This window comes from Streptomyces sp. NPDC000229 (assembly GCF_040300825.1).
Classification (GTDB): domain Bacteria; phylum Actinomycetota; class Actinomycetes; order Streptomycetales; family Streptomycetaceae; genus Streptomyces.
The window spans coordinates 40,992-63,084 of record NZ_JBEPEL010000028.1 but is presented as its reverse complement, the minus strand read 5'-3'; the positions used below and the strand labels follow the sequence as shown (position 1 = coordinate 63,084).

Genomic DNA, 22,093 nt, shown 5'->3' with positions numbered 1-22,093 from the left:
GTGTGCCTACCTCCGTGGTCAGCGATCCATCTGTATCCATCTGACCAAGGCGGCACCCCCCGGGGCGTCAGCCCCCCGGCTCAACTTCCGTACTGCTCAGGGATGACACGACCCCCGAGTCCCCTAGCCCGCGCGGTGCACCACCAGGTCGCACAGCTCCTCCAGCGCGGCCTTCGCGTAGCAGTCCGGCAGCGGCGCCAGCGTCGCGCGCGCGTCCTGGGCGTACCGGATGGTGTCCCGCCGCGCCTGCTCCAGCGCGGGATGGACGCGCAGCCGCCGCAGCGCCTCCGCGTGCCGGGCGTCGTCCGTCAGGTCGCTGTCCAGCAGCGCGACCAGCTGCTGGTCCTCCGCCGCGCCGCCCGAGGCCGCCTGGGCACGCAGGTGCAGCACCGGCAGCGTGGGGATGCCCTCCCGCAGGTCGGTCCCCGGTGTCTTGCCCGACTCGTGGGAGTCGGAAGCGATGTCCAGGACGTCGTCGGCGAGCTGGAAGGCGACGCCGAGCCGCTCGCCGTACTGCGTGAGGATGTCCACGGTCCGCTCGTCGGCGCCCGACATCATCGCGCCGAAGCGCCCCGAGACGGCGATCAGCGAGCCGGTCTTGCCGGCGATGACGTCCAGGTAGTGCTCGACCGGGTCACGTCCGTCCCGCGGGCCGGCCGTCTCCAGGATCTGTCCGGTGACCAGGCGTTCGAAGGCCTCCGCCTGGATGCGTACGGCCTCGGGGCCGAGGTCCGCCAGGATGTGCGAGGCGCGCGCGAAGAGGAAGTCACCCGTCAGGACGGCCACCGAGTTGCCCCAGCGGGCGTTGGCGCTGTCCACCCCCCGGCGTACGTCGGCCTCGTCCATGACGTCGTCGTGGTAGAGGGTCGCGAGGTGGGTGAGTTCGACGACGACGGCAGAGGGCACGACGCCCGGGGCGTGCGGGTCGCCGAACTGGGCGGAGAGCATCACCAGCAGCGGGCGGAAGCGCTTGCCCCCGGCCCGTACCAGGTGCTGTGCCGCCTCCGTGATGAACGGCACGTCGCTCTTGGTGGCATCGAGGAGCCCTGCCTCGACGGCCGCCAATCCGGTCTGGACATCGGCCTCAAGAGCCTGGTCCCGCACGCTCAGCCCGAACGGCCCGACTGCGGTCACGAGGGGGTCTCCTGTCTGCTGACGATCACACGGATTGTCGATGTGTCGCTGGATTCACTCAAGTCAGCGTATCCGGTCCCCTTTCGATCACCGTGGGCGCCTTCCACCCTCCCCCGGTATGTTCAAGAACAGCTCATATGATCAGATGCAGCCCATTTGCCCCTAACGGCAGAAGACGTCCGACAAAGACAGAGAAAGCCCACCGAAACCCGGAGCACACCGACGAGACGGGTCCCGAGGCCCCATGAAGATCCGCACCTCCTTCCCGTACGAGACGACCCACGAGGACGTCCGCATCCCCCTGACGGACGGAACGAGGCTCTACGCCCGCGTCTGGCGCCCCCTCACCGACGATCCCGTCCCGGTCCTCCTCGAATACGACCCGTGCCGGCTGACCGACGGGGCCGCTCCCCGGGACCGGCAACGTCATCCCTGGTACGCGGGCCACGGCTACGCCTCGGTACGGGTCGACGTGCGCGGACACGGCAACAGCGAAGGGGTGCCGGTCGACCCGTGCTCCGGGGCCGAGCCCGCCGACGGCGCCGAGGTGATCGACTGGCTCGCCGCCCAGCCGTGGTGCACGGGCCGCGTCGGCATGTTCGGCATCGGCCGGGGCGGCTCGACCGCGCTCCGGATCGCCGCCCTCGCACCCGGGCCGCTCCAGGCGGTCGTCGCCGTCTGCGCCACCGACGACGGGTACGACACGGGGGTGCACTACCTGGGCGGCTCGCTCCTCGCCGCGGGCACGCACGCCCGGGCGGCCGCCCTGCTCGCCTTCGCCGCCCGCCCGCCGGATCCGCTCTACGCCGGTGACGCCTGGCGCGACATGTGGCTCACGCGCCTCGAAGCGCTGGAGCCGCCCGTCCACACCTGGCTCGCCCACCGGACCCGCGACGACTACTGGCGGGCCGGCAGCGTCCGTGACCACTACGGCGCCGTCCGGGCGGCCGTCCTCGCGGTGGGCGGCTGGCACGACCCGTACCGCGACACCGTCCTCCGGCTGGTCGAGCACCTGCCGGGCGACCGGGTCCGGGGGATCATCGGGCCCTGGCCGCACCAGTACCCGGACCGGGAGCGGCCGCCCGGCCCGGCGATCGGGTTCCTCCAGGAGACGCTCCGCTGGTGGGACCACCACCTCAAGGACGAGCCCACCGGCATCATGTCCGAGCCCCTCCTCCGCTCCTGGCTCAGCACGCCGCACCCGCCCACGACCGTCCCGCCCGAACTCCCCGGCCGCTGGGTCGGCGACGCCGACTGGCCGTCCCCGAACGTCACGCCCGTCACGTACGCCCTCCAGGGCCCGCCCGTCCTCGTCCGCTCCCCGCAGCACACGGGCCTGGACGCCGGCCGACTCCTCCCCTCCGGCCACGACGCCGACCTGCCGCCCGACCAGCGGGCCGAGGACGCCCACTCGGCCTGCTTCGACTTTCCCGTCCCACCGGACGGCCCGCCCGTCGAGATCCTCGGTCGCCCCCGCGTCACCCTCACCCTGCGCACGGACGCGCCCGCCGGCCAGGTCGTCGCCCGCCTCTGCGACGTCGCCCCGGACGGCACGTCCACCCTGGTCACGCGCGGTGCGCTCAGCCTCGCCCACACGGAGAAGGAGCACGCCGAGAAACGGCCGGCCGAGGAGTACGTCTTCGACCTCAACGGCATCGGCCACACCTTCCCGCCCGGCCACCGCGTACGGCTCGCGGTCTCCTCCGCGTACTGGCCCTGGATCTGGCCCGCCCCGCACACCGCCGGGTTCACCCTCGTCCCCGACGCCTGCGCCCTCCTGCTCCCCGTCCGCCGGCACACCGCCGACGCCCTCGTGTTCGACACCCCCGAACAGGCCGAGCCCCTCGGCGTCACCGTCCCCACCACCCTCGACGAGACCGCGGCCCACCGCCCCGAGCGCCTGATCGTCCGCGACGTCGCCAAGGGCGAATGGCGCCTCGAGGACGCCCCCCGCCATGACGGCACGCGCGCCTACCCGGACGGTCTGGAGATCACCGAGGACGCGAGGGAGACCTTCACCATCGACGAACGGGACCCGCTGTCCGCCCGCGCCCGCTCCGAGTGGAAGGTGCGTCTGCATCGCCCCGACATGCCCTGGAACGTCACCGTGGACACCCGCTCGGAGATCACGTGCGACGCCACCCACTTCTTCACCTCCGACGAGGTGATCTGCGCGGAAGGCTCGGAGGTCCTCTTCCACCACACCTGGGAGAAGCGCGTTGCCCGTCGGACGGGCTGATCTAACGTGTCCCCCACACACGTGGAAAGCGAGGCAAGCACCGATGCCCGAGCAGAGCCCGCTCGACCTGACCGAAGGCGACCCCTTCGGCCCGCACAACCTTCCGTACGGCGTCTTCACCACCGCCGACGAGCCCGGCCGCCGCCGGCTCGGCGTCCGCATCGGCGACCACGTCCTGGACGCGGGGGCGGCGGCACACGCGCTGGGCTCGCCGTACGCGGCGCTGCTGGACCGGCCGAGCCTGAACCCGCTGCTCGCCGCCGGCCGTACCGCCTGGCGCGACGTCCGCCGGGCGCTCACCGCGTGGCTGACGGTCCCGGCCCACCGCCCGGCCATAGAACCGCTGCTGCACCCCCTGCCCACGGTGACGCTCCACCTGCCGTACGAGGTCGCGGACTACGTCGACTTCTACGCCTCCGAGCACCACGCCGCCAACGTCGGCAAGATCTTCCGCCCGGACGGGGAACCGCTCACGCCGAACTGGAAGCACCTGCCGATCGGCTACCACGGCCGCTCCGGCACGGTCGTCGTCTCCGGCACGAACATCGTCCGCCCCAGCGGGCAGCGCAAGGCGCCCACGGACGCCGCCCCCGTCTTCGGCCCGTCCGTCAAGCTGGACATCGAGGCGGAGGTCGGATTCCTCGTCGGCACCCCCTCCGAACTCGGCCGGCCCGTCCCCCTCGCCGCCTTCCGCGACCACGTCTTCGGCCTGACGCTGCTCAACGACTGGTCGGCGCGGGACATCCAGGCGTGGGAGTACGTCCCCCTCGGCCCCTTCCTGGGCAAGTCCTTCGCCACCTCCGTATCCCCCTGGGTGACCCCGCTGGAGGCCCTGGACGCCGCCCGTGTGGCGCCACCCGCCCGGGACTTCCCCCTCCTGCCCTACCTGGACGACAGCTCCGACGAGGAGCCGGGCGGCTTCGACCTCCACATCACGGTGCGAATCAACGGCGAGACGGTCTCGGAACCTCCCTTCTCGGCCATGTACTGGACGGCCGCCCAGCAGCTGGCCCACATGACCGTCAACGGCGCCTCCCTCCGTACGGGCGACCTCTTCGGCTCCGGCACGGTCAGCGGTCCGGAGGTCCACCAGCGCGGCTCGCTCCTGGAGCTCACCTGGAACGGCCAGGAACCGCTGGAACTGTCCACCGGCAAGCGGACGTTCCTGGAGGACGGCGACGAGGTGACCCTCACGGCCTGGGCCCCGGGGCCGGACGGCACGAAGGTGGGCCTCGGCGAGGTGACGGGCCGGATCGTTTCCGCGCACTGACCGGCGCGGCACGCGTACGCCGCGGGGCGGGCCACCCGGAAGGGCACCCGCCCCGCCCGCCGCGGGTCCGCCGAACAGCCCACCGGGCATGCGCGGCCGCGCCCGGAAGCCCAGGCTGACCAGTGGGCAGCGGGGGGAGCCCCGTCCCGATCCCCCCGACCCCTGGAGCAGCCGCATGCACCCCCGCCCGCTCGTTCCCGCGCTCGCCCTCACCGCCCTCGCCTCCCTCTCCCTGGGCATCGCCCCCGCCCCGGCCGCGGACGACGACAGTGCCCGCGCGGACCTGCTCAAGGCCTACCGCGCGACGGTGAAGTACCAGTCCGTGGAGCGTGCCGTCGCCGATGGCTACAAGCCCATGCGCGGCTGCATCGCCAGGCCCGAGGGCGGCATGGGTTACCACTACGTCAACAAGGCCCTCAACAACTCCACCGACCCGGCCAAGCCGTCCGCGTTGATGTACGAGGACACAAAGCGCGGCAAGCGGCTGATCGGCATCGAGTTCTTCGTCGAGGACCGCGACCAGAACGTCTCGACGGACGACGACCGCCCGGCCATGTTCGGGCAGCCGTTCCTGGGGCCGACCGCCGGCGTCGAGGCGGGCGTACCGGTCCACTACGACCTGCACGTCTGGCTCTACAAGCACAACCCGAAGGGCATGTTCACCGAGTGGAACCCGAGGGTGCGCTGCCCCGGGAAGGCGTGAGGGATCAGCCCATGGGGCTCTCCTGGCGGGCAGGTGGACGCCTGTCGTCGCAGGGTGGTCCCTGCGGGCCGGCGGCCCGCCCCCAGACCCTCACCCCCGCGCCTCCCTCTCCCCTGGAGCACGCCATGACCCCCAGACCGCTCATAGCCGCCCTCGGTCTCACGGCTCTCGCGTCACTCACACTGGGCGCCGCCCCACCCGCCCCGGCCGGCCCCGCCGCCCCGCCCGCCGGCGACAAGAGCCGCCAGGCCCAGCTGGCCAGGGCCTACAAGGCCACGGAGAAGTACCGGGACGAAGCCCGTGCCATCAGGGACGGCTACGTACGCACGGACGACTGCGTCGCCTCGTCCGAAGGCGGTATGGGCTACCACTACGTGAAGGAAGCCCACGTCAACTCCACCGACCCGGCCAAGCCCGCCGCCCTGGTCGACGAGCCGGGGCCCGGCGGCAAGCGGCGGCTCGTCGCCGTGGAGTACGTCACCATCGACCGCGACCAGGACCTGGCGACGGACCCGGACCGCCCGAGGATGTTCGGCCGGGGCCTCAACGGGCCGATGGCCGGTCATGCGCCCGGCATGCCGAACCACTACGACCTGCACATCTGGTTCTTCAAGAAGAACCCGAAGGGCCTGATGGCGGACTGGAACCCCACGGTCCACTGCCCCACGGCGGACTAACCGGCACACACGCCTGCGGCGGGGCGCCCCATGGCACCCCGCCGCACGCCCGGCCGGTTTCCGTCAGCGGACGAAGACTCCCGCCTGCCCCGCCAGATCGAGGAAGTACTGCGGCGCCACGCCCAGGACCAGCGTGACCGCGACACCGACACCGATCGTCGTCATCGTCAGGGGTGACGGCACGGCGACCGTCGGCCCTTCCGGCTTCGGTTCACTGAAGAACATCAGCACGATGACCCGGATGTAGAAGAACGCGGCGATGGCGGACGAGATGACACCGACCACCACCAGCGCCCCGGCGCCGCCCTCGGCCGCCGCCTTGAAGACGGCGAACTTGCCGGAGAACCCGGAGGTCAGCGGGATTCCGGCGAAGGCCAGCAGGAACACCGCGAACACGGCCGCGACGAGCGGTGAACGCCGCCCGAGCCCGGCCCACTTGGACAGGTGCGTCGCCTCGCCACCGGCGTCCCGGACCAGGGTGACGACGGCGAAGGCGCCCACCGTCACGAACGAGTACGCGCCCAGGTAGAAGAGCACCGACGAGACACCGTCCGGTGTCGCCGCGATGACACCGGCGAGGATGAACCCGGCGTGGGCGATCGACGAGTACGCGAGCAGCCGCTTGATGTCGGTCTGGGTGATCGCGACGATCGCGCCGGCGAGCATGGTGACGATGGCGACGCCCCACATGACGGGCCGCCAGTCCCAGCGCAGGCCGGGGAGCACCACATACAGCAGCCGCAGCATCGCGCCGAACGCGGCGACCTTGGTGGCGGCCGCCATGAAGCCGGTGACCGGCGTCGGGGCGCCCTGGTACACGTCCGGGGTCCACATGTGGAACGGCACCGCGCCGACCTTGAACAGCAGTCCCATCAGCACCATCGCGAAGCCGATGAGCAGCAGCACGTCGTTGCCCATGGTCTGGGCGAGCGCCGGGGTGACCGCGGTCACCGACCCGTCCACCACATCGGCGATGCGCGCGTACGACACGGAGCCCGCGTACCCGTACAGCAGGGCGATGCCGAACAGCAGGAACGCCGACGAGAAGGCGCCCAGCAGGAAGTACTTCACGGCGGCTTCCTGCGACATCAGCCGCTTGCGGCGGGCGACCGCGCACAGCAGGTACAGCGGCAGGGAGAAGACCTCCAGCGCGATGAACAGCGTCAGCAGGTCGTTGGCCGCGGGGAAGACGAGCATCCCGCCCACCGCGAACAGCACCAGCGGGAAGACCTCGGTCGTCGTGAAACCGGCCCTGACGGCGGCCTTCTCGTGGTCGCTGCCCGGTACGGCGGCGGCCTCGGCGGCGAACGAGTCGACCCGGTGGCCGTGGTGCGCCGGGTCGAGCCGCCGCTCGGCGAAGGTGAAGACGGCGACCAGCGAGGTCAGCAGGATGGTCCCCTGGAGGAACAGTGCGGGCCCGTCCACCGCGATGGCGCCCATCGCGGCGATGCCGGCCTTGGTGGTGGCGTGCCCGCCGGCCGCGAGGGCGACGACCGCCGCGAAGGCGGCGGCCAGCGCCACGACGGTCAGGAACACCTGCGCGTAGTAGCGGGCCCGACGCGGTACGAAGGCCTCCAGCAGGATGCCCACCACGGCGGCGCCCACCACGATCAGCGTGGGTGCCAGCTGGGCGTACTCGATGGCCGGGGCCCCGATCTTGTCGGCGGTGGCCGGTTCGGCCGCCGTCGTCCACAGGCTGTGGACAGCCACTGCGGCTGTAGCGCTCACTTGGCCGCCTCCACTTCCGGTTGCGGGTCCTTCTGCTGTACGTCGGACATGGTGTGCCGCACCGCCGGGTCGACGATCTCGGTCAGCGGCTTGGGATAGACGCCCAGGAGGAGCAGCAGGGCGATCAGCGGGGCGACGACCACCAGCTCACGCGCCTTGAGGTCGGGCATCGCCCGCACCTCCTCCTTCACCGGCCCCGTCATCGTCCGCTGGTAGAGCACCAGCGTGTAGAGCGCCGCCAGCACGATGCCGAAGGTCGCGATGACCCCCGCCACCGGGTACCGGGCGAACGTGCCCACCAAGACCAGGAATTCGGAGACGAACGGCGCGAGGCCGGGGAGCGACAGGGTGGCCAGACCGCCCACCAGGAAGGTCCCGGCGAGCACCGGCGCCACCTTCTGCACACCGCCGTAGTCGGCGATGAGCCGCGAGCCCCGCCGCGAGATCAGGAACCCGGCCACCAGCATCAGCGCGGCCGTCGAAATGCCGTGGTTGACCATGTAGAGGGTGGCCCCGGACTGGCCCTGACTGGTCATCGCGAAGATGCCCATGATGATGAAGCCGAAGTGGGAGATCGACGCGTAGGCGACCAGCCGCTTGATGTCCCGCTGGCCGACCGCGAGCAGCGCCCCGTAGACGATGCTGATCAGTGCCAGGACGATGATCGCGGGCGTGGCCCACTTCGACGCCTCCGGGAAGAGCTGGAGGCAGAAGCGGAGCATGGCGAAGGTGCCGACCTTGTCGACCACCGCCGTGATGAGCACCGCGACCGGCGCGGTCGCCTCACCCATCGCGTTGGGCAGCCAGGTGTGCAGCGGCCACAGCGGGGCCTTCACCGCGAAGGCGAAGAAGAACCCGAGGAACAGCAGCCGCTCGGTGTTGGTCGCCATCTCCAACTCGCCGCTCGCCCGCGCCTGTGCGATCTCCGTGAGGGAGAAGTTCCCGGCGACGACGTACAGCCCGATGACGGCGGCCAGCATGATGAGCCCGCCGACCAGGTTGTAGAGCAGGAACTTCACCGCGGCGTACGACCGCTGGGTCGCCGCCGCCGCGTCACCACCGGCGTGCGCCCGGTCCCCGAAGCCACCGATGAGGAAGTACATCGGGATGAGCATGGCTTCGAAGAGGATGTAGAAGAGGAAGACGTCGGTGGCCTCGAAGGAGAGGATCACCATCGCCTCGACCATCAGGATCAGGGCGAAGAAGCCCTGCGTCGGCCGCCACCGCTTCGACCGGGTCTCCAGGGGGTCGGCGTCGTGCCAGCCGGCCAGGATGATGAACGGGATCAGCAGCGCGGTGAGCGCGATGAGCGCCACGCCGATGCCGTCCACGCCCAGTTCGTACCGCACGCCGAAGTCCGCGATCCAGGCGTGGGACTCGGTGAGCTGGTAGCGCTCGCCGCCGGGGTCGAACCGGACGGCCACGAGCGCGGCCAGGACCAGCGTGGCCAGCGAGACCAGCAGCGCCAGCCACTTGGCGGCCGTGCGGCGCGCGGCCGGGACGGCGGCGGTGAGGATCGCGCCGACGGCCGGCACGGCCGCCGTCACCGTCAGGAGGGGGAACCCCGCGTTCACTACGTCCGACATCGCGGTCACACTCCCCTCATCAGCAGGGTCGCGGCGATCAGCACCGCCGTACCTCCGAACATCGAGACCGCGTAGGAGCGGGCGAAGCCGTTCTGCAGCTTGCGCAGCCGGCCGGACAGTCCGCCGACCGAGGCGGCGGTGCCGTTGACCACCCCGTCGACCAGGGTGTGGTCCATGTACACCAGCGAGCGGGTGAGGTGCTCGCCGCCGCGGACCAGGACGATGTGGTTGAAGTCGTCCTGGAGCAGGTCGCGCCGGGCGGCCCGGGTGAGCAGCGAGCCGCGCGGGGCCACGACCGGTACGGGGCGGCGGCCGTACTGCGCGTACGCGATGCCGACACCGATCAGCAGGACGACGACCGTGGAGGCGGTCACCGCGCCCGCGCTGATGGGCGGGTGCCCGTGCTCGAACTCGGTGACGGGCTTGAGCCAGTTGACGAACGCGCTGTTCAGCGAGAAGAGCGCGCCCGCGAAGACCGATCCGAAGGCCAGCAGGATCATCGGGATCGTCATGGACTTCGGCGACTCGTGCGGATGCGGCATCTCGCCGGGGTGGACCTCGATGCCGGGCTCGACACCGGGCGCCGTGTCCGGGTCGGGGGCGGGCTGCCAGCGCTTCTCACCGAAGAACGTCATCAGCATCACGCGGGTCATGTAGTACGCGGTGATGCCCGCGCCCAGCAGGGCGACCCCACCGAGGATCCAGCCCTCGGTGCCGCCCTTGGCGAAGGCCGCCTCGATGATCTTGTCCTTGGACCAGAAGCCGGAGAGCCCCGGGAAGCCGATGATCGCCAGGTACCCGAGTCCGAAGGTCACGAAGGTGACCGGCATGTACTTCCGAAGCCCGCCGTACTTCCTCATGTCGACCTCGTCGTTCATGCCGTGCATGACCGAACCGGCGCCGAGGAACAGCCCGGCCTTGAAGAAGCCGTGCGTCACCAGGTGCATGATCGCGAAGGCGTACCCGATCGGGCCGAGTCCGGCCGCCAGGATCATGTAGCCGATCTGCGACATCGTCGAACCGGCCAGCGCCTTCTTGATGTCGTCCTTGGCGCAACCGACGATCGCACCGAAGAGCAGCGTGACCGCGCCGACCACCACGACCGCCAGCTGCGCGTCCGGGGCGGCGTTGAAGATGGCGCCCGACCTGGTGATCAGGTACACGCCCGCGGTCACCATCGTGGCGGCGTGGATCAGGGCCGAGACCGGGGTCGGGCCCTCCATCGCGTCACCGAGCCAGGACTGCAGCGGTACCTGCGCCGACTTGCCGCACGCGGCGAGCAGCAGCATCAGCCCGATGGCCGTCAGCATGCCCTCGCTCGTCTCCCCCGTCGCCGCCAGCACCGGCCCGAAGGTGAACGTCCCGAAGGTGGTGAACATCAGCATGATGGCGATGGACAGGCCCATGTCGCCGACCCGGTTGACCAGGAAGGCCTTCTTCGCGGCGGTGGCCGCGCTGGGCTTGTGCTGCCAGAAACCGATCAGGAGGTACGAGGCGAGGCCGACGCCCTCCCAGCCGAAGTACAGCAGCAGGTAGTTGTCGGCGAGGACCAGCAGCAGCATCGCCGCGAGGAACAGGTTCAGGTAGCCGAAGAAGCGGCGCCTGCGCTCGTCGTGCGCCATGTACCCGATCGAGTACACATGGATGAGCGTGCCGACACCGGTGATGAGCAGGACGAACGTCATCGACAGCTGGTCGAGCTGGAAGGCGATGTCCGCCCGGAAGCTCTCCACCGGCACCCAGCTGAACAGGTGCTGGTGCAGCGCCCGTTCCTCGGCGCCCCTGCCCAGCATGTCGAAGAAGAGCACCGCCCCGATGACGAAGGAGGCGGCGGCGAGCAGGGTGCCGAGCCAGTGCCCGGCCTTGTCCAGCCGCCGGCCGCCGCACAACAGGACGGCCGCTCCCAGCAGAGGCGCCGCGACGAGCAGCGCGATCAGATTCTCCACGATTCAGCCCCTTACAGCTTCATCAGGCTGGCGTCGTCGACCGAGGCCGAGTGGCGGGAACGGAACAGCGACACGATGATCGCGAGCCCGACCACGACCTCCGCGGCGGCGACGACCATCGTGAAGAAGGCGATGATCTGGCCGTCGAGATTGCCGTGCATACGGGAGAAGGCGACGAGCGCCAGGTTGCAGGCGTTGAGCATCAGCTCGATGCACATGAAGACGACGATCGCGTTCCGCCGGATCAGCACCCCGGCCGCACCGATGGTGAACAACAGGGCGGCCAGGTACAGGTAGTTGACCGGATTCACTGCGCCTTCTCCTCCTCACGGTCCTGGGGCTGCGACGCCTGCGGCTCCGACGGGCCGCGCCCCAGGCGCTCCTCCGCGCGCTGCTCCAGCGCCTTGAGGTCCTCCAGTGCCTGCCTCGACACATCGCGGATCTGGCCGCGTGCCCGCAGCGTCTTGTTGACCGTGAGCTCGGAGGGCGTGCCGTCGGGCAGCAGACCGGCGATGTCCACGGCGTTGTGCCGGGCGTAGACACCGGGCGCCGGCAGGGGCGGCAGGTGCTTCCCCTCCCGTACGCGCTGCTCGGAGAGTTCGCGCTGGGTACGGGCCGGCTCGGTGCGCTCCCGGTGCGTCAGCAGCATCGCGCCGACGGTCGCGGTGATCAGCAGCGCGCCGGTGATCTCGAAGGCGAAGACGTACGTGGTGAAGATCAGCGTCGCGATGCCCTCCACATTGCCGCCGGCGTTCGCCGTGCCGAGGCCTTCGAACGTGTCCAGCGAGGCCCGGCCGAGCCCGGCGACGAGGAGGATGCCGAAGCCCAGCCCGCAGGCGGCGGCCATCCAGCGCTGGCCCTTGAGGGTCTCCTTCAGCGAGTCGGCCGCGGTGACACCGACGAGCATCACGACGAAGAGGAAGAGCATCATGATCGCGCCGGTGTAGACGATGATCTGCACGACGCCCAGGAAGTACGCCCCGTTGGCGAGGTAGAACACCGCCAGGATGATCATGGTCGCGGCCAGGCTCAGCGCACTGTGCACGGCCTTCTTCATCAGGATCGTGGCCAGGGCGCCGATGACGGCGACGGTGCCCAGCACCCAGAACTGCACGGCCTCACCCGTGGAGGCCGCGGCGGCGAATGTGCTCATGCGCCGATCACCTTCTTCGACGCGGGCTCGCCCTCACCGAAGTCCGACGCGGCCTCCTGTGGCTGCTCACCCTTGCCGGCCGCCGCCTGCCGGACCGTGCCGGGCGCGGCCTCGGTGACCAGGCCCCGGTAATAGTCCTGTTCGGTCATGCCCGGGAAGATGGCGTGGGGCGTGTCGACCATGTTCTCCTCCAGACCCGCGAGGAGCTGCTCCTTCGTGTAGATCAGGTTCTCGCGGGAGCTGTCGGCCAGCTCGAACTCGTTCGTCATCGTCAGCGCCCGGGTGGGGCACGCCTCGATGCACAGACCGCACAGGATGCAGCGGGCGTAGTTGATCTGGTAGACGCGGCCGTACCGCTCGCCCGGCGAGTAGCGCTCCTCGTCCGTGTTGTCCGCGCCCTCCACGTAAATGGCGTCGGCCGGGCAGGCCCAGGCGCACAGCTCGCACCCGACGCACTTCTCCAGCCCGTCCGGATGCCGGTTGAGCTGGTGCCGGCCGTGGAAGCGCGGCGCCGTCGTCTTCTGCTGCTCCGGATACTGCTCGGTCAGCCGCTTCTTGAACATGGCCTTGAAGGTCACGCCGAAGCCGGCGACCGGATTCTGGAAGTTGCCCTCAGACACCGTCAGCCTCCTTTCCATCACGCTCAGTATCGGCGCCACCACTGACAATCAACTCGCGCTCGGAGCGCGGCCGTCGGCGGGGCACCGGCGGCAGGGTCTGTCCGGGCAGCGGCGGTACGGGGAATCCGCCGGCCATCGGGTCGAACTCGGCGGGCGGCGCTGCGGCCTCCGCCTCCTGCTTGGCCTTCTTGTCGCGGAAGATGTCGACGACGAAGGAGAGCAGCAGCACCGCGATGACCGCGCCCGCCACGTACAGCACGATCTCCTGGAAGTCGTAGTTCTCGTTGCGCAGCGCCCGCACGGTGGCGACCAGCATCAGCCAGACGACCGAGACGGGGATGAGGACCTTCCAGCCGAGCTTCATCAGCTGGTCGTAGCGGACGCGGGGCAGCGTGCCGCGCAGCCAGATGAAGAAGAACAGCAGCAGCTGGACCTTGACGACGAACCAGAGCATCGGCCACCAGCCGTGGTTCGCGCCCTCCCAGAAGGCGGAGATCGGATACGGGGCCCGCCAGCCGCCCAGGAACAGCGTCACCGACACCGCCGAGACGGTCACCATGTTCACGTACTCGGCGAGCATGAACATCGCGAACTTGATGGAGCTGTACTCGGTGTTGAAGCCGCCGACCAGGTCGCCCTCGGACTCGGGCATGTCGAAGGGGGCGCGGTTGGTCTCGCCGACCATCGTGACGATGTAGATGATGAAGGAGACCGGCAGCAGGATGATGTACCAGCGGTCCGCCTGCGCCTCGACGATCGCCGAGGTCGACATCGACCCGGAGTAGAGGAAGACGGACGCGAAGGCGGCGCCCATCGCGATCTCGTAGCTGATCATCTGCGCGCACGACCGCAGGCCGCCGAGGAGCGGGTAGGTCGACCCGGACGACCAGCCGGCCAGCACGATGCCGTAGATGCCGACGGAGGCGACCGCGAGGATGTAGAGCATCGCGATCGGAAGGTCGGTCAGCTGCATCGTGGTGCGCTGCCCGAAGATCGAGACCTCGTTGCCGGCGGGGCCGAAGGGGATCACCGCGATCGCCATGAACGCCGGGATCGCGGCGACGATCGGGGCGAGGACATAGACGACCTTGTCGGCCCGTTTGACGATCACGTCCTCCTTGAGCATCAGCTTGACGCCGTCCGCGAGGGACTGGAGGAGGCCCCAGGGGCCGTGCCGGTTGGGGCCGATGCGCAGCTGCATCCAGGCGACGACCTTGCGCTCCCACACGATGGAGAAGAGCACGGTCACCATCAGGAAGGCGAAGCAGAACACCGCCTTGATCGCCACGAGCCACCAGGGGTCGCGGCCGAACATGGACAGGTCTTCCGCTGCCAGGGTGTAGGGGATCATGCCTCCACCTCCGTGGGGGCCGCGGAGTTCGGGGTCGTCGGGGCGAGGCGGACCAGCCGGCCGGGGGCCGTGCCCATGGCGGACAGGACGCCGCCGGGGGTGGAGTTCAGCGGCAGCCAGACCACCCGGTCGGGCATGTCGGTCACCTTCAGGGGCAGTTCGACGGAGCCCGCCGGGCCGGTCACCGACACCGGGTCACCGTCCTTGACGCCGGTCTCCGCCGCCGTGGCCGCCGACAGGCGGGCCACCGAGGCGTGGCGGGTGCCCGCCAGGGCCTCGTCGCCCTCCTGGAGGAGGCCCAGGTCCAGCAGCATCCGGTGGCCGGCCAGCACGGCCTCGCCCTCGCCCGCGCGGGGCAGCGGCGCGGCGGACTCCACCGGGTCGCCCGCCCGCGTCCCGGCCCACGCACCGAGCCGGTCCATCTCGCGCCGTACGGCCTTCACGTCCGGCAGAGCGAAATGCACGTCCATCGTGTCGGCCAGCATGTGCAGCACCCGGGCGTCCGCCGGGGCGAGCGTGCGCGTCATGTGCTCCGGCTTCAGCGCGGCCTCGAACATCCGCACCCTGCCCTCCCAGTTGAGGAAGGTGCCGGGCTTCTCGGCGACCGCGGCCACCGGGAGGACCACGTCCGCCCGCTCGGTGACCTCACCCGGGCGCAGCTCCAGCGACACCACGAACGCCGCGTCGAGCGCCTCACGCGCGCGTGCCGGGTCGGGCAGGTCGGCGACCTCGACGCCCGCGACGAGCAGGGCTCCCAGCTCGCCGGTGGCCGCGGCCTCCACGATCTGGCCCGTGTCGCGGCCGTACCGGTGCGGCAGCTCGCGTACGCCCCAGGCGGCGGCGACCTCGTCACGCGCGCGTGGATCGGTCGCGGGCCGCCCGCCCGGCAGGAGCGAGGGGATCGCGCCCGCCCACAGCGCGCCGCGCTCACCGGCCCGGCGCGGGATCCACACCAGCTCCGCCCCCGTCGCCGTCGCGGCGCGCACGGCCGCGGTCAGCGCGCCCGGCACTCCCGCCAGCCGCTCACCGACCACGATCACCGCGCCGGGCTCCCGCAGCGCCTGCGCGGCGGCGGACCCGTCCGCGTCCAGCCCCGTCCCGGAGGCCAGGGCGTCCAGCCACTCGGCCTCCGTCCCGGGCGCGGCCGGCAGCAGTGTGCCGCCCGCCTTCTGGAGGCCCCTGGTCGCGTGGGAGGCGAGGGCGAAGGTCCGCTGTCCCTTCTTGCGCCACGCCTTGCGCAGCCGCAGGAAGACGCCCGGGGCCTCCTCCTCCGCCTCCAGCCCGGCGAGGAGCACCGCCGGGGCCTTCTCCAGGGAGGTGTACGTGACTCCTTGTCCTCCCCCGAGGTCCCGGCCACGGCCGGCGACCCGGGCGGCGAGGAAGTCGGCCTCCTCGCTGCTGTGCACCCGCGCGCGGAAGTCGATGTCGTTGGTGTCGAGGGCCACGCGCGCGAACTTGGCGTACGCGTACGCGTCCTCGACGGTCAGCCGCCCGCCGGTCAGGACCCCGGTGCGGCCCTTCACCAGCCCGCGTGCCGCCGCCTCCAGGGCCTCCGGCCAGGAAGCGGGCTCCAGCTCGCCCGTCGAGGCGCTGCGCACCAGGGGCGTGGTGAGCCGGTCACGCGCTTGCGCGTACCGGAACGCGAACCGTCCCTTGTCGCACAGCCACTCCTCGTTGACCTCCGGGTCGTTCATCGCGAGCCGCCGCATGACCTTGCCGCGCCGGTGGTCGGTGCGCGTGGCGCAGCCGCCCGCGCAGTGCTCGCACACGCTCGGCGACGACACCAGGTCGAAGGGGCGGGAGCGGAACCGGTACGCCGCCGAGGTCAGCGCGCCGACGGGGCAGATCTGGATGGTGTTGCCGGAGAAGTACGACTCGAACGGGTCGCCCTCCCCCGTACCGACCTGCTGGAGCGCGCCGCGCTCGATCAGCTCGATCATCGGGTCGCCCGCGACCTGGTTGGAGAACCGGGTGCAGCGGGCGCACAGCACGCACCGCTCGCGGTCGAGCAGCACCTGGGTGGAGATCGGGACGGGCTTCTCGTAGGTCCGCTTCCGCCCCTCGAAGCGGGAGTCGGCCTGCCCGTGCGACATGGCCTGGTTCTGCAGCGGGCACTCGCCGCCCTTGTCGCAGACCGGGCAGTCCAGCGGGTGGTTGATGAGCAGCAGCTCCATCACCCCCACCTGGGCCTTCTCGGCGACGGGCGAGGTGAGCTGCGACTTGACGACCATGCCGTCGGTGCAGGTGATGGTGCAGGACGCCATCGGCTTGCGCTGGCCCTCGACCTCGACGATGCACTGGCGGCAGGCGCCGGCCGGGTCCAGCAGCGGATGGTCGCAGAACCGGGGGATCTCGATGCCGAGCTGCTCGGCGGCGCGGATGACCAGCGTCCCCTTGGGGACGGAGATCTCGATCCCGTCGATGGTCAGGGTGACCAGGTCCTCGGGTGGGACGGCCGCGCTGCCGCCCCCGGCGGGGCCGGATGCCATGACGGTCACGCCGTCACCTCCACGTGGTTGTCCGCCCAGGCGGTCGACTTGGCCGGGTCGAAGGGGCAGCCCTTGCCCGTGATGTGCTGCTCGTACTCCCCGCGGAAGTACTTCAGCGACGAGAAGATCGGCGAGGCGGCGCCGTCACCGAGGGCGCAGAACGACTTGCCGTTGATGTTGTCGGCGATGTCGTTCAGCTTGTCGAGGTCGCTCAGCGTGCCCTTGCCCGCCTCGATGTCGCGCAGCAACTGCACCAGCCAGTACGTGCCTTCGCGGCAGGGCGTGCACTTGCCGCACGACTCGTGCGCGTAGAACTCGGTCCACCGGGTGACCGCCCGCACCACGCACGTCGTCTCGTCGAAGCACTGGAGCGCCTTGGTGCCGAGCATCGAGCCGGCCGCGCCGACGCCCTCGTAGTCGAGCGGGACGTCGAGGTGCTCGTCGGTGAACATCGGGGTGGACGAGCCGCCGGGTGTCCAGAACTTCAGCCGGTGGCCGGGCCGCATGCCGCCGCTCATGTCGAGCAGCTGGCGCAGGGTGATGCCGAGCGGCGCCTCGTACTGGCCGGGCGAGGCGACGTGGCCGCTGAGCGAGTAGAGCGTGAAGCCGGGGGACTTCTCGCTGCCCATCGACCGGAACCAGTCCTTGCCCCGGTTCAGGATCGCGGGAACCGAGGCGATCGACTCCACGTTGTTCACCACAGTGGGGCACGCGTACAGACCGGCGACCGCGGGGAAGGGGGGACGCAGCCGGGGCTGGCCGCGGCGGCCTTCGAGCGAGTCGAGCAGCGCGGTCTCCTCACCGCAGATGTACGCGCCGGCGCCCGCGTGCACGGTGAGTTCGAGGTCGAGTCCGCTGCCGAGGATGTTCGTGCCGAGGTAGCCCGCCGCGTACGCCTCACGCACGGCCTCGTGCAGCCTGCGCAGCACGGGCACGACTTCGCCGCGCAGATAGACGAAGGCGTGGTTCGACCTGATCGCGTAGCACGCGATCACGATCCCTTCGATGAGGGAGTGCGGGTTGGCGAAGAGGAGCGGGATGTCCTTGCAGGTCCCGGGCTCGGACTCGTCGGCGTTGACAACAAGATAGTGCGGCTTGCCGTCGCCCTGCGGGATGAACTGCCACTTCATCCCGGTGGGGAAGCCCGCGCCGCCGCGACCGCGGAGGCCGGAGTCCTTGACGTACGCGATGAGGTCGTCGGGGGTCATGGCGAGGGCCTTCTTCAGCCCCTCGTACCCCTCGTGCCGCTTGTAGGTGTCCAGCGTCCAGGAGTTCGGCTGGTCCCAGAACGCGGACAGGACCGGTGCGAGCAGTTTCTCGGGGCTGGTCATCTCGGGTGCCAACGTCATCACTCCCCCTCCTCGGTGACCGGGCCGGACGGGTGCTCGGGGTCCGAGGCCGAGGTCGGCTGTGGCGCGTCGTGCGAGCTGAGGTGTCCCGAGCCGCGGGTGGGCTCGTCCTGCGGGGCCTCGCCGCGCGGGTGGACCACGCGTGCGCCCGGTGCGGCCTCGCCCTTGGCGAACTTCAGGCCGATCAGCGAGGCGGGTCCCGCGCCACCGGTCGCCTCGACCGCGCCGGGGCGCTCGTCGGGGAAGCCGGCCAGGATGCGGGCGGTCTCCTTGTACGTGCACAGGGGCGCCCCGCGCGTCGGCTCGACGGGGCGGCCGGCGCGGAGGTCGTCGACGAGCCGCTTGGCGGACTCGGGCGTCTGGTTGTCGAAGAACTCCCAGTTGACCATCACCACGGGCGCGAAGTCGCAGGCCGCGTTGCACTCGATGTGTTCGAGGGTGACCTTGCCGTCCGGCGTCGTCTCGTTGTTGCCGACGCCGAGGTGCTGCTGGAGCTCCTGGAAGATCGCGTCGCCGCCCATGACCGCGCACAGGGTGTTGGTGCACACCCCGACCTGGTAGTCGCCGCTCGGCTTGCGCCGGTACATGGTGTAGAAGGTGGCGACGGCGGTGACCTCGGCGGTGGTGAGGTCCAGCATCTCGGCGCAGAACCGCATGCCGGTCCGGGTCACGTACCCCTCCTCCGACTGCACCAGGTGCAGCAGCGGCAGCAGGGCGGACCGGCTGTCGGGGTAGCGGGCGATGACTTCCCTGGCGTCCGCTTCGAGCCGGGCGCGCACATCGGCCGGGTAATCGGGGGCGGGGAGCTGCGGCATCCCCAAGCTGACGTCTGTCATTACCGGTCGACGCCTCCCATCACGGGGTCGATGGACGCGACGGCGACGATGACGTCGGCGACCTGGCCGCCCTCGCACATCGCCGCCATGGCCTGAAGGTTGGTGAACGACGGGTCGCGGAAGTGGACCCGGTAGGGGCGGGTGCCGCCGTCGCTCACGACATGGACGCCCAGCTCGCCCTTGGGCGACTCGACCGCCGTGTAGCTCTGGCCGGGCGGCACCCGGAAGCCCTCGGTGACCAGCTTGAAGTGGTGGATCAGGGCCTCCATGGAGGTGCCCATGATCTTCTTGATGTGGTCGAGGGAGTTGCCGAGGCCGTCCGGGCCGAGGGCGAGCTGGGCGGGCCAGGCGATCTTCTTGTCGGCGACCATCACCGGGCCCGGCTCCAGCCGCTCCAGGCACTGTTCGATGATCCGCAGCGACTGGCGCATCTCCTCCAGCCGGATGAGGAAGCGGCCGTAGGCGTCGCAGGTGTCGGCGGTCGGGACGTCGAACTCGTACGTCTCGTAGCCGCAGTACGGGTCGGTCTTGCGCAGGTCGTGCGGGAGGCCGGCGGAGCGGAGGATCGGACCGGTGGCGCCGAGGGCCATGCAGCCGGCCAGGTCCAGGTAGCCGATGTCCTGCATACGCGCCTTGAAGATCGGATTGCCGGTGGCGAGTTTGTCGTACTCCGGCATGTTCTTCTTCATCGTCTTCACGAACTCGCGAAGCTGGTCGATGGCGCCGGGCGGCAGGTCCTGGGCGAGGCCGCCGGGGCGGATGAACGCGTGGTTCATACGCAGCCCGGTGATCAGCTCGTACAGGTCCAGGATCATCTCGCGGTCCCGGAAGCCGTAGATCATGATCGTGGTGGCGCCCAGCTCCATGCCGCCGGTGGCGATGCACACCAGGTGGGAGGAGAGCCGGTTGAGCTCCATCAGCAGGACGCGGATGATCGTCGCCCGGTCGGGGATCTGGTCCTCGATGCCGAGGAGCTTCTCCACGCCCAGGCAGTACGCCGCCTCGTTGAAGAAGGGCGTCAGGTAATCCATGCGCGTGACGAAGGTCGTGCCCTGCGTCCACGTGCGGTATTCGAGGTTCTTCTCGATGCCGGTGTGGAGGTAGCCGATGCCGCAGCGGGCCTCGGTGACGGTCTCGCCGTCGATCTCCAGGATGAGCCGGAGCACACCGTGCGTGGACGGGTGCTGCGGGCCCATGTTGACGACGATGCGCTCGTCGTCGGCCGTGGCCGCGGACCGGGCGACCTCGTCCCAGTCGCCGCCGGTGACCGTGTAGACGGTGCCCTCGGTGGTCTCGCGCGCGTCGGCCTGAGGGGCCTGAGGGGCATGTGGGGTGGTCACGAGTACGACCTCCGCTGGTCCGGAGCCGGGATCTGGGCGCCCTTGTACTCGACGGGGATGCCGCCGAGGGGATAGTCCTTGCGCTGCGGGAAGCCCTGCCAGTCGTCCGGCATCATGATCCGGGTGAGGGCGGGGTGGCCGTCGAAGACCAGGCCGAAGAAGTCGTACGTCTCGCGCTCGTGCCAGTCGTTGGTCGGATAGACCCCGACGAGCGAGGGGACGTGCGGGTCGGTGTCCGGGGCGGTGACTTCGAGCCGGATCAGCCGGCCGTGGGTGAGCGAGCGCAGGTGGTAGACCGCGTGCAGCTCGCGGCCCTTGTCCCCGGGGTAGTGGACGCCGCTCACGCCCGTGCAGAGCTCGAAGCGCAGGGCGGGGTCGTCGCGCAGGGTGCGGGCCACGCGCAGGAGGTGCTCGCGGGCGATGTGGAAGGTGATCTCGCCCCGGTCGACGACCGTCTTCTCGATGGCGTTCTCGGGGACGAGGCCCTGCTCGTCGAGCGCGCCCTCCAGCTCGTCGGCGACCTCGTCGAACCAGCCGCCGTAGGGCCGGGTGGCCGGTCCCGGCAGGCGTACGGAGCGGACGAGGCCGCCGTAGCCGGAGGTGTCGCCGCCGTTGGCGGCGCCGAACATGCCGCGCTGGACGCGGACCTCCTCGCCGTGCTCACCGCGCTGGCCGGGCAGGTTCTGCGCGCTGAGGTCCTTCTCCGGATTCGGCTGATCACTCACCTCAGCAGCCCCTTCATCTCGATCGTGGGCAGCGCCTTCAGCGCCGCTTCCTCCGCCTCGCGGGCCGCTTCGCGCGCGTTGACGCCGAGCTTGGAGCTCTGGATCTTCTGGTGGAGCTTGAGGATCGCGTCCATCAGCATCTCCGGACGCGGAGGGCAGCCCGGCAAATAGATGTCAACGGGAACAATGTGGTCGACGCCCTGCACAATCGCGTAATTGTTGAACATCCCGCCCGATGAGGCGCAAACCCCCATGGAAATGACCCACTTGGGGTTCGGCATCTGGTCGTAGACCTGGCGCAGGACGGGCGCCATCTTCTGGCTCACCCGGCCCGCCACGATCATCAGGTCGGCCTGGCGCGGTGAGCCGCGGAAGACCTCCATGCCGAAGCGCGCGAGGTCGTACCGCCCGGCGCCGGTCGTCATCATCTCGATGGCGCAGCAGGCGAGGCCGAAGGTCGCGGGGAAGACGGACGCCTTGCGCACCCAGCCCGCGGCCTGTTCGACGGTCGTCAGCAGAAAACCGCTCGGCAGTTTCTCTTCGAGTCCCATTGGTGCCCCTCAGCCCCTCAGTCCCATTCCAGGCCGCCGCGCCGCCACACATACGCGTAGGCGACGAAGACGGTGAGCACGAAGAGCAGCATCTCCACGAGCCCGAAAAGCCCCAGGGCGTCGAAGCTGACGGCCCAGGGGTAGAGGAAGACGATCTCGATGTCGAAGACGATGAAGAGCATCGCCGTCAGGTAGTACTTGATGGGGAAGCGGCCCCCTCCGGCCGGAGTGGGCGTCGGCTCGATACCGCACTCATATGCCTGCAGCTTCGCCCGGTTGTACCTCTTTGGGCCGATAAGCGTGGCCATGACCACGGAGAAGATCGCAAACCCTGCCCCGAGGGCGCCGAGCACGAGGATGGGCGCGTAGGCATTCACGCTCCTCGCTCCTTCCAGT

The 22,093-nt window shown here is 70.4% G+C and carries 19 protein-coding genes; 4 read left to right on the top strand and 15 right to left on the bottom strand.

Annotated elements, in window-relative coordinates; translation table 11 throughout:
• Positions 1-123: 123 nt before the first annotated feature.
• Entirely contained in the window at positions 124-1,134 is a 1,011-nt protein-coding gene (locus ABT360_RS16560) for a polyprenyl synthetase family protein (RefSeq protein WP_351815993.1), read from the bottom strand.
• Between the two features lie 244 nt (positions 1,135-1,378).
• On the opposite strand from ABT360_RS16560, the gene ABT360_RS16555 reads away from it, so the two are divergent.
• The 4 genes from ABT360_RS16555 to ABT360_RS16540 all read left to right on the top strand — a co-directional run bounded on the left by ABT360_RS16555 (position 1,379) and on the right by ABT360_RS16540 (position 6,023).
• Positions 1,379-3,373, top strand: a complete 1,995-nt coding sequence (locus ABT360_RS16555; protein ID WP_351815990.1) for a CocE/NonD family hydrolase — start codon at positions 1,379-1,381, stop codon at positions 3,371-3,373.
• A 43-nt stretch (positions 3,374-3,416) separates the two neighbouring features.
• Positions 3,417-4,643, top strand: coding sequence for a fumarylacetoacetase (gene fahA / locus ABT360_RS16550; RefSeq protein WP_351815987.1), 1,227 nt, complete (start codon positions 3,417-3,419; stop codon positions 4,641-4,643).
• Between the two features lie 175 nt (positions 4,644-4,818).
• Positions 4,819-5,346 (top strand): hypothetical protein, encoded by a 528-nt coding sequence (locus ABT360_RS16545; RefSeq protein ID WP_351815984.1) that lies wholly within the window; start codon positions 4,819-4,821, stop codon positions 5,344-5,346.
• 125 nt (positions 5,347-5,471) lie between these two features.
• Positions 5,472-6,023 (top strand): hypothetical protein, encoded by a 552-nt coding sequence (locus ABT360_RS16540; protein WP_351815981.1) that lies wholly within the window; start codon positions 5,472-5,474, stop codon positions 6,021-6,023.
• Between the two features lie 63 nt (positions 6,024-6,086).
• Here the strand turns inward: ABT360_RS16540 and nuoN are convergent, their stop codons facing one another.
• Genes nuoN through ABT360_RS16470 form a run of 14 tightly spaced genes read right to left on the bottom strand, consistent with a single transcriptional unit; the run spans position 6,087 to position 22,074 of the window.
• Positions 6,087-7,751, bottom strand: coding sequence for an NADH-quinone oxidoreductase subunit NuoN (nuoN, locus tag ABT360_RS16535; RefSeq protein WP_351815978.1), 1,665 nt, complete (start codon positions 7,749-7,751; stop codon positions 6,087-6,089).
• On the bottom strand, positions 7,748-9,337 hold the full coding sequence (locus tag ABT360_RS16530) for an NADH-quinone oxidoreductase subunit M (RefSeq protein ID WP_351815975.1): 1,590 nt from the start codon (positions 9,335-9,337) through the stop codon (positions 7,748-7,750). The genes nuoN and ABT360_RS16530 overlap by 4 nt, the downstream gene beginning before the upstream one ends.
• Before the next feature lie 5 nt (positions 9,338-9,342).
• A complete protein-coding gene (nuoL, locus tag ABT360_RS16525; protein WP_351815972.1) occupies positions 9,343-11,283 on the bottom strand; it encodes an NADH-quinone oxidoreductase subunit L in 1,941 nt (646 codons plus the stop codon).
• A gap of 11 nt (positions 11,284-11,294) precedes the next feature.
• Positions 11,295-11,594, bottom strand: a complete 300-nt coding sequence (gene nuoK / locus ABT360_RS16520) for an NADH-quinone oxidoreductase subunit NuoK (RefSeq protein ID WP_093661653.1) — start codon at positions 11,592-11,594, stop codon at positions 11,295-11,297.
• Positions 11,591-12,436 (bottom strand): NADH-quinone oxidoreductase subunit J, encoded by an 846-nt coding sequence (locus tag ABT360_RS16515; RefSeq protein WP_351815969.1) that lies wholly within the window; start codon positions 12,434-12,436, stop codon positions 11,591-11,593. The genes nuoK and ABT360_RS16515 overlap by 4 nt, the downstream gene beginning before the upstream one ends.
• On the bottom strand, positions 12,433-13,074 hold the full coding sequence (gene nuoI, locus ABT360_RS16510; protein ID WP_351815966.1) for an NADH-quinone oxidoreductase subunit NuoI: 642 nt from the start codon (positions 13,072-13,074) through the stop codon (positions 12,433-12,435). The genes ABT360_RS16515 and nuoI overlap by 4 nt, the downstream gene beginning before the upstream one ends.
• Entirely contained in the window at positions 13,049-14,407 is a 1,359-nt protein-coding gene (gene nuoH, locus ABT360_RS16505; protein WP_351815963.1) for an NADH-quinone oxidoreductase subunit NuoH, read from the bottom strand. Before nuoH ends, nuoI begins: the two co-directional genes overlap by 26 nt.
• Positions 14,404-16,905, bottom strand: a complete 2,502-nt coding sequence (locus tag ABT360_RS16500) for an NADH-quinone oxidoreductase subunit G (protein ID WP_351815960.1) — start codon at positions 16,903-16,905, stop codon at positions 14,404-14,406. Before ABT360_RS16500 ends, nuoH begins: the two co-directional genes overlap by 4 nt.
• Entirely contained in the window at positions 16,902-18,245 is a 1,344-nt protein-coding gene (nuoF, locus tag ABT360_RS16495; RefSeq protein ID WP_351815958.1) for an NADH-quinone oxidoreductase subunit NuoF, read from the bottom strand. Before nuoF ends, ABT360_RS16500 begins: the two co-directional genes overlap by 4 nt.
• On the bottom strand, positions 18,245-19,060 hold the full coding sequence (gene nuoE / locus ABT360_RS16490) for an NADH-quinone oxidoreductase subunit NuoE (RefSeq protein WP_444852253.1): 816 nt from the start codon (positions 19,058-19,060) through the stop codon (positions 18,245-18,247). The genes nuoF and nuoE overlap by 1 nt, the downstream gene beginning before the upstream one ends.
• Before the next feature lie 20 nt (positions 19,061-19,080).
• A complete protein-coding gene (locus ABT360_RS16485; protein WP_351815951.1) occupies positions 19,081-20,421 on the bottom strand; it encodes an NADH-quinone oxidoreductase subunit D in 1,341 nt (446 codons plus the stop codon).
• Entirely contained in the window at positions 20,418-21,146 is a 729-nt protein-coding gene (locus ABT360_RS16480) for an NADH-quinone oxidoreductase subunit C (RefSeq protein ID WP_351815948.1), read from the bottom strand. The genes ABT360_RS16485 and ABT360_RS16480 overlap by 4 nt, the downstream gene beginning before the upstream one ends.
• Positions 21,143-21,697, bottom strand: coding sequence for a NuoB/complex I 20 kDa subunit family protein (locus ABT360_RS16475; RefSeq protein ID WP_126885586.1), 555 nt, complete (start codon positions 21,695-21,697; stop codon positions 21,143-21,145). Before ABT360_RS16475 ends, ABT360_RS16480 begins: the two co-directional genes overlap by 4 nt.
• A gap of 17 nt (positions 21,698-21,714) precedes the next feature.
• On the bottom strand, positions 21,715-22,074 hold the full coding sequence (locus tag ABT360_RS16470) for an NADH-quinone oxidoreductase subunit A (RefSeq protein ID WP_064070021.1): 360 nt from the start codon (positions 22,072-22,074) through the stop codon (positions 21,715-21,717).
• Between the last annotated feature and the right edge of the window lie 19 nt (positions 22,075-22,093).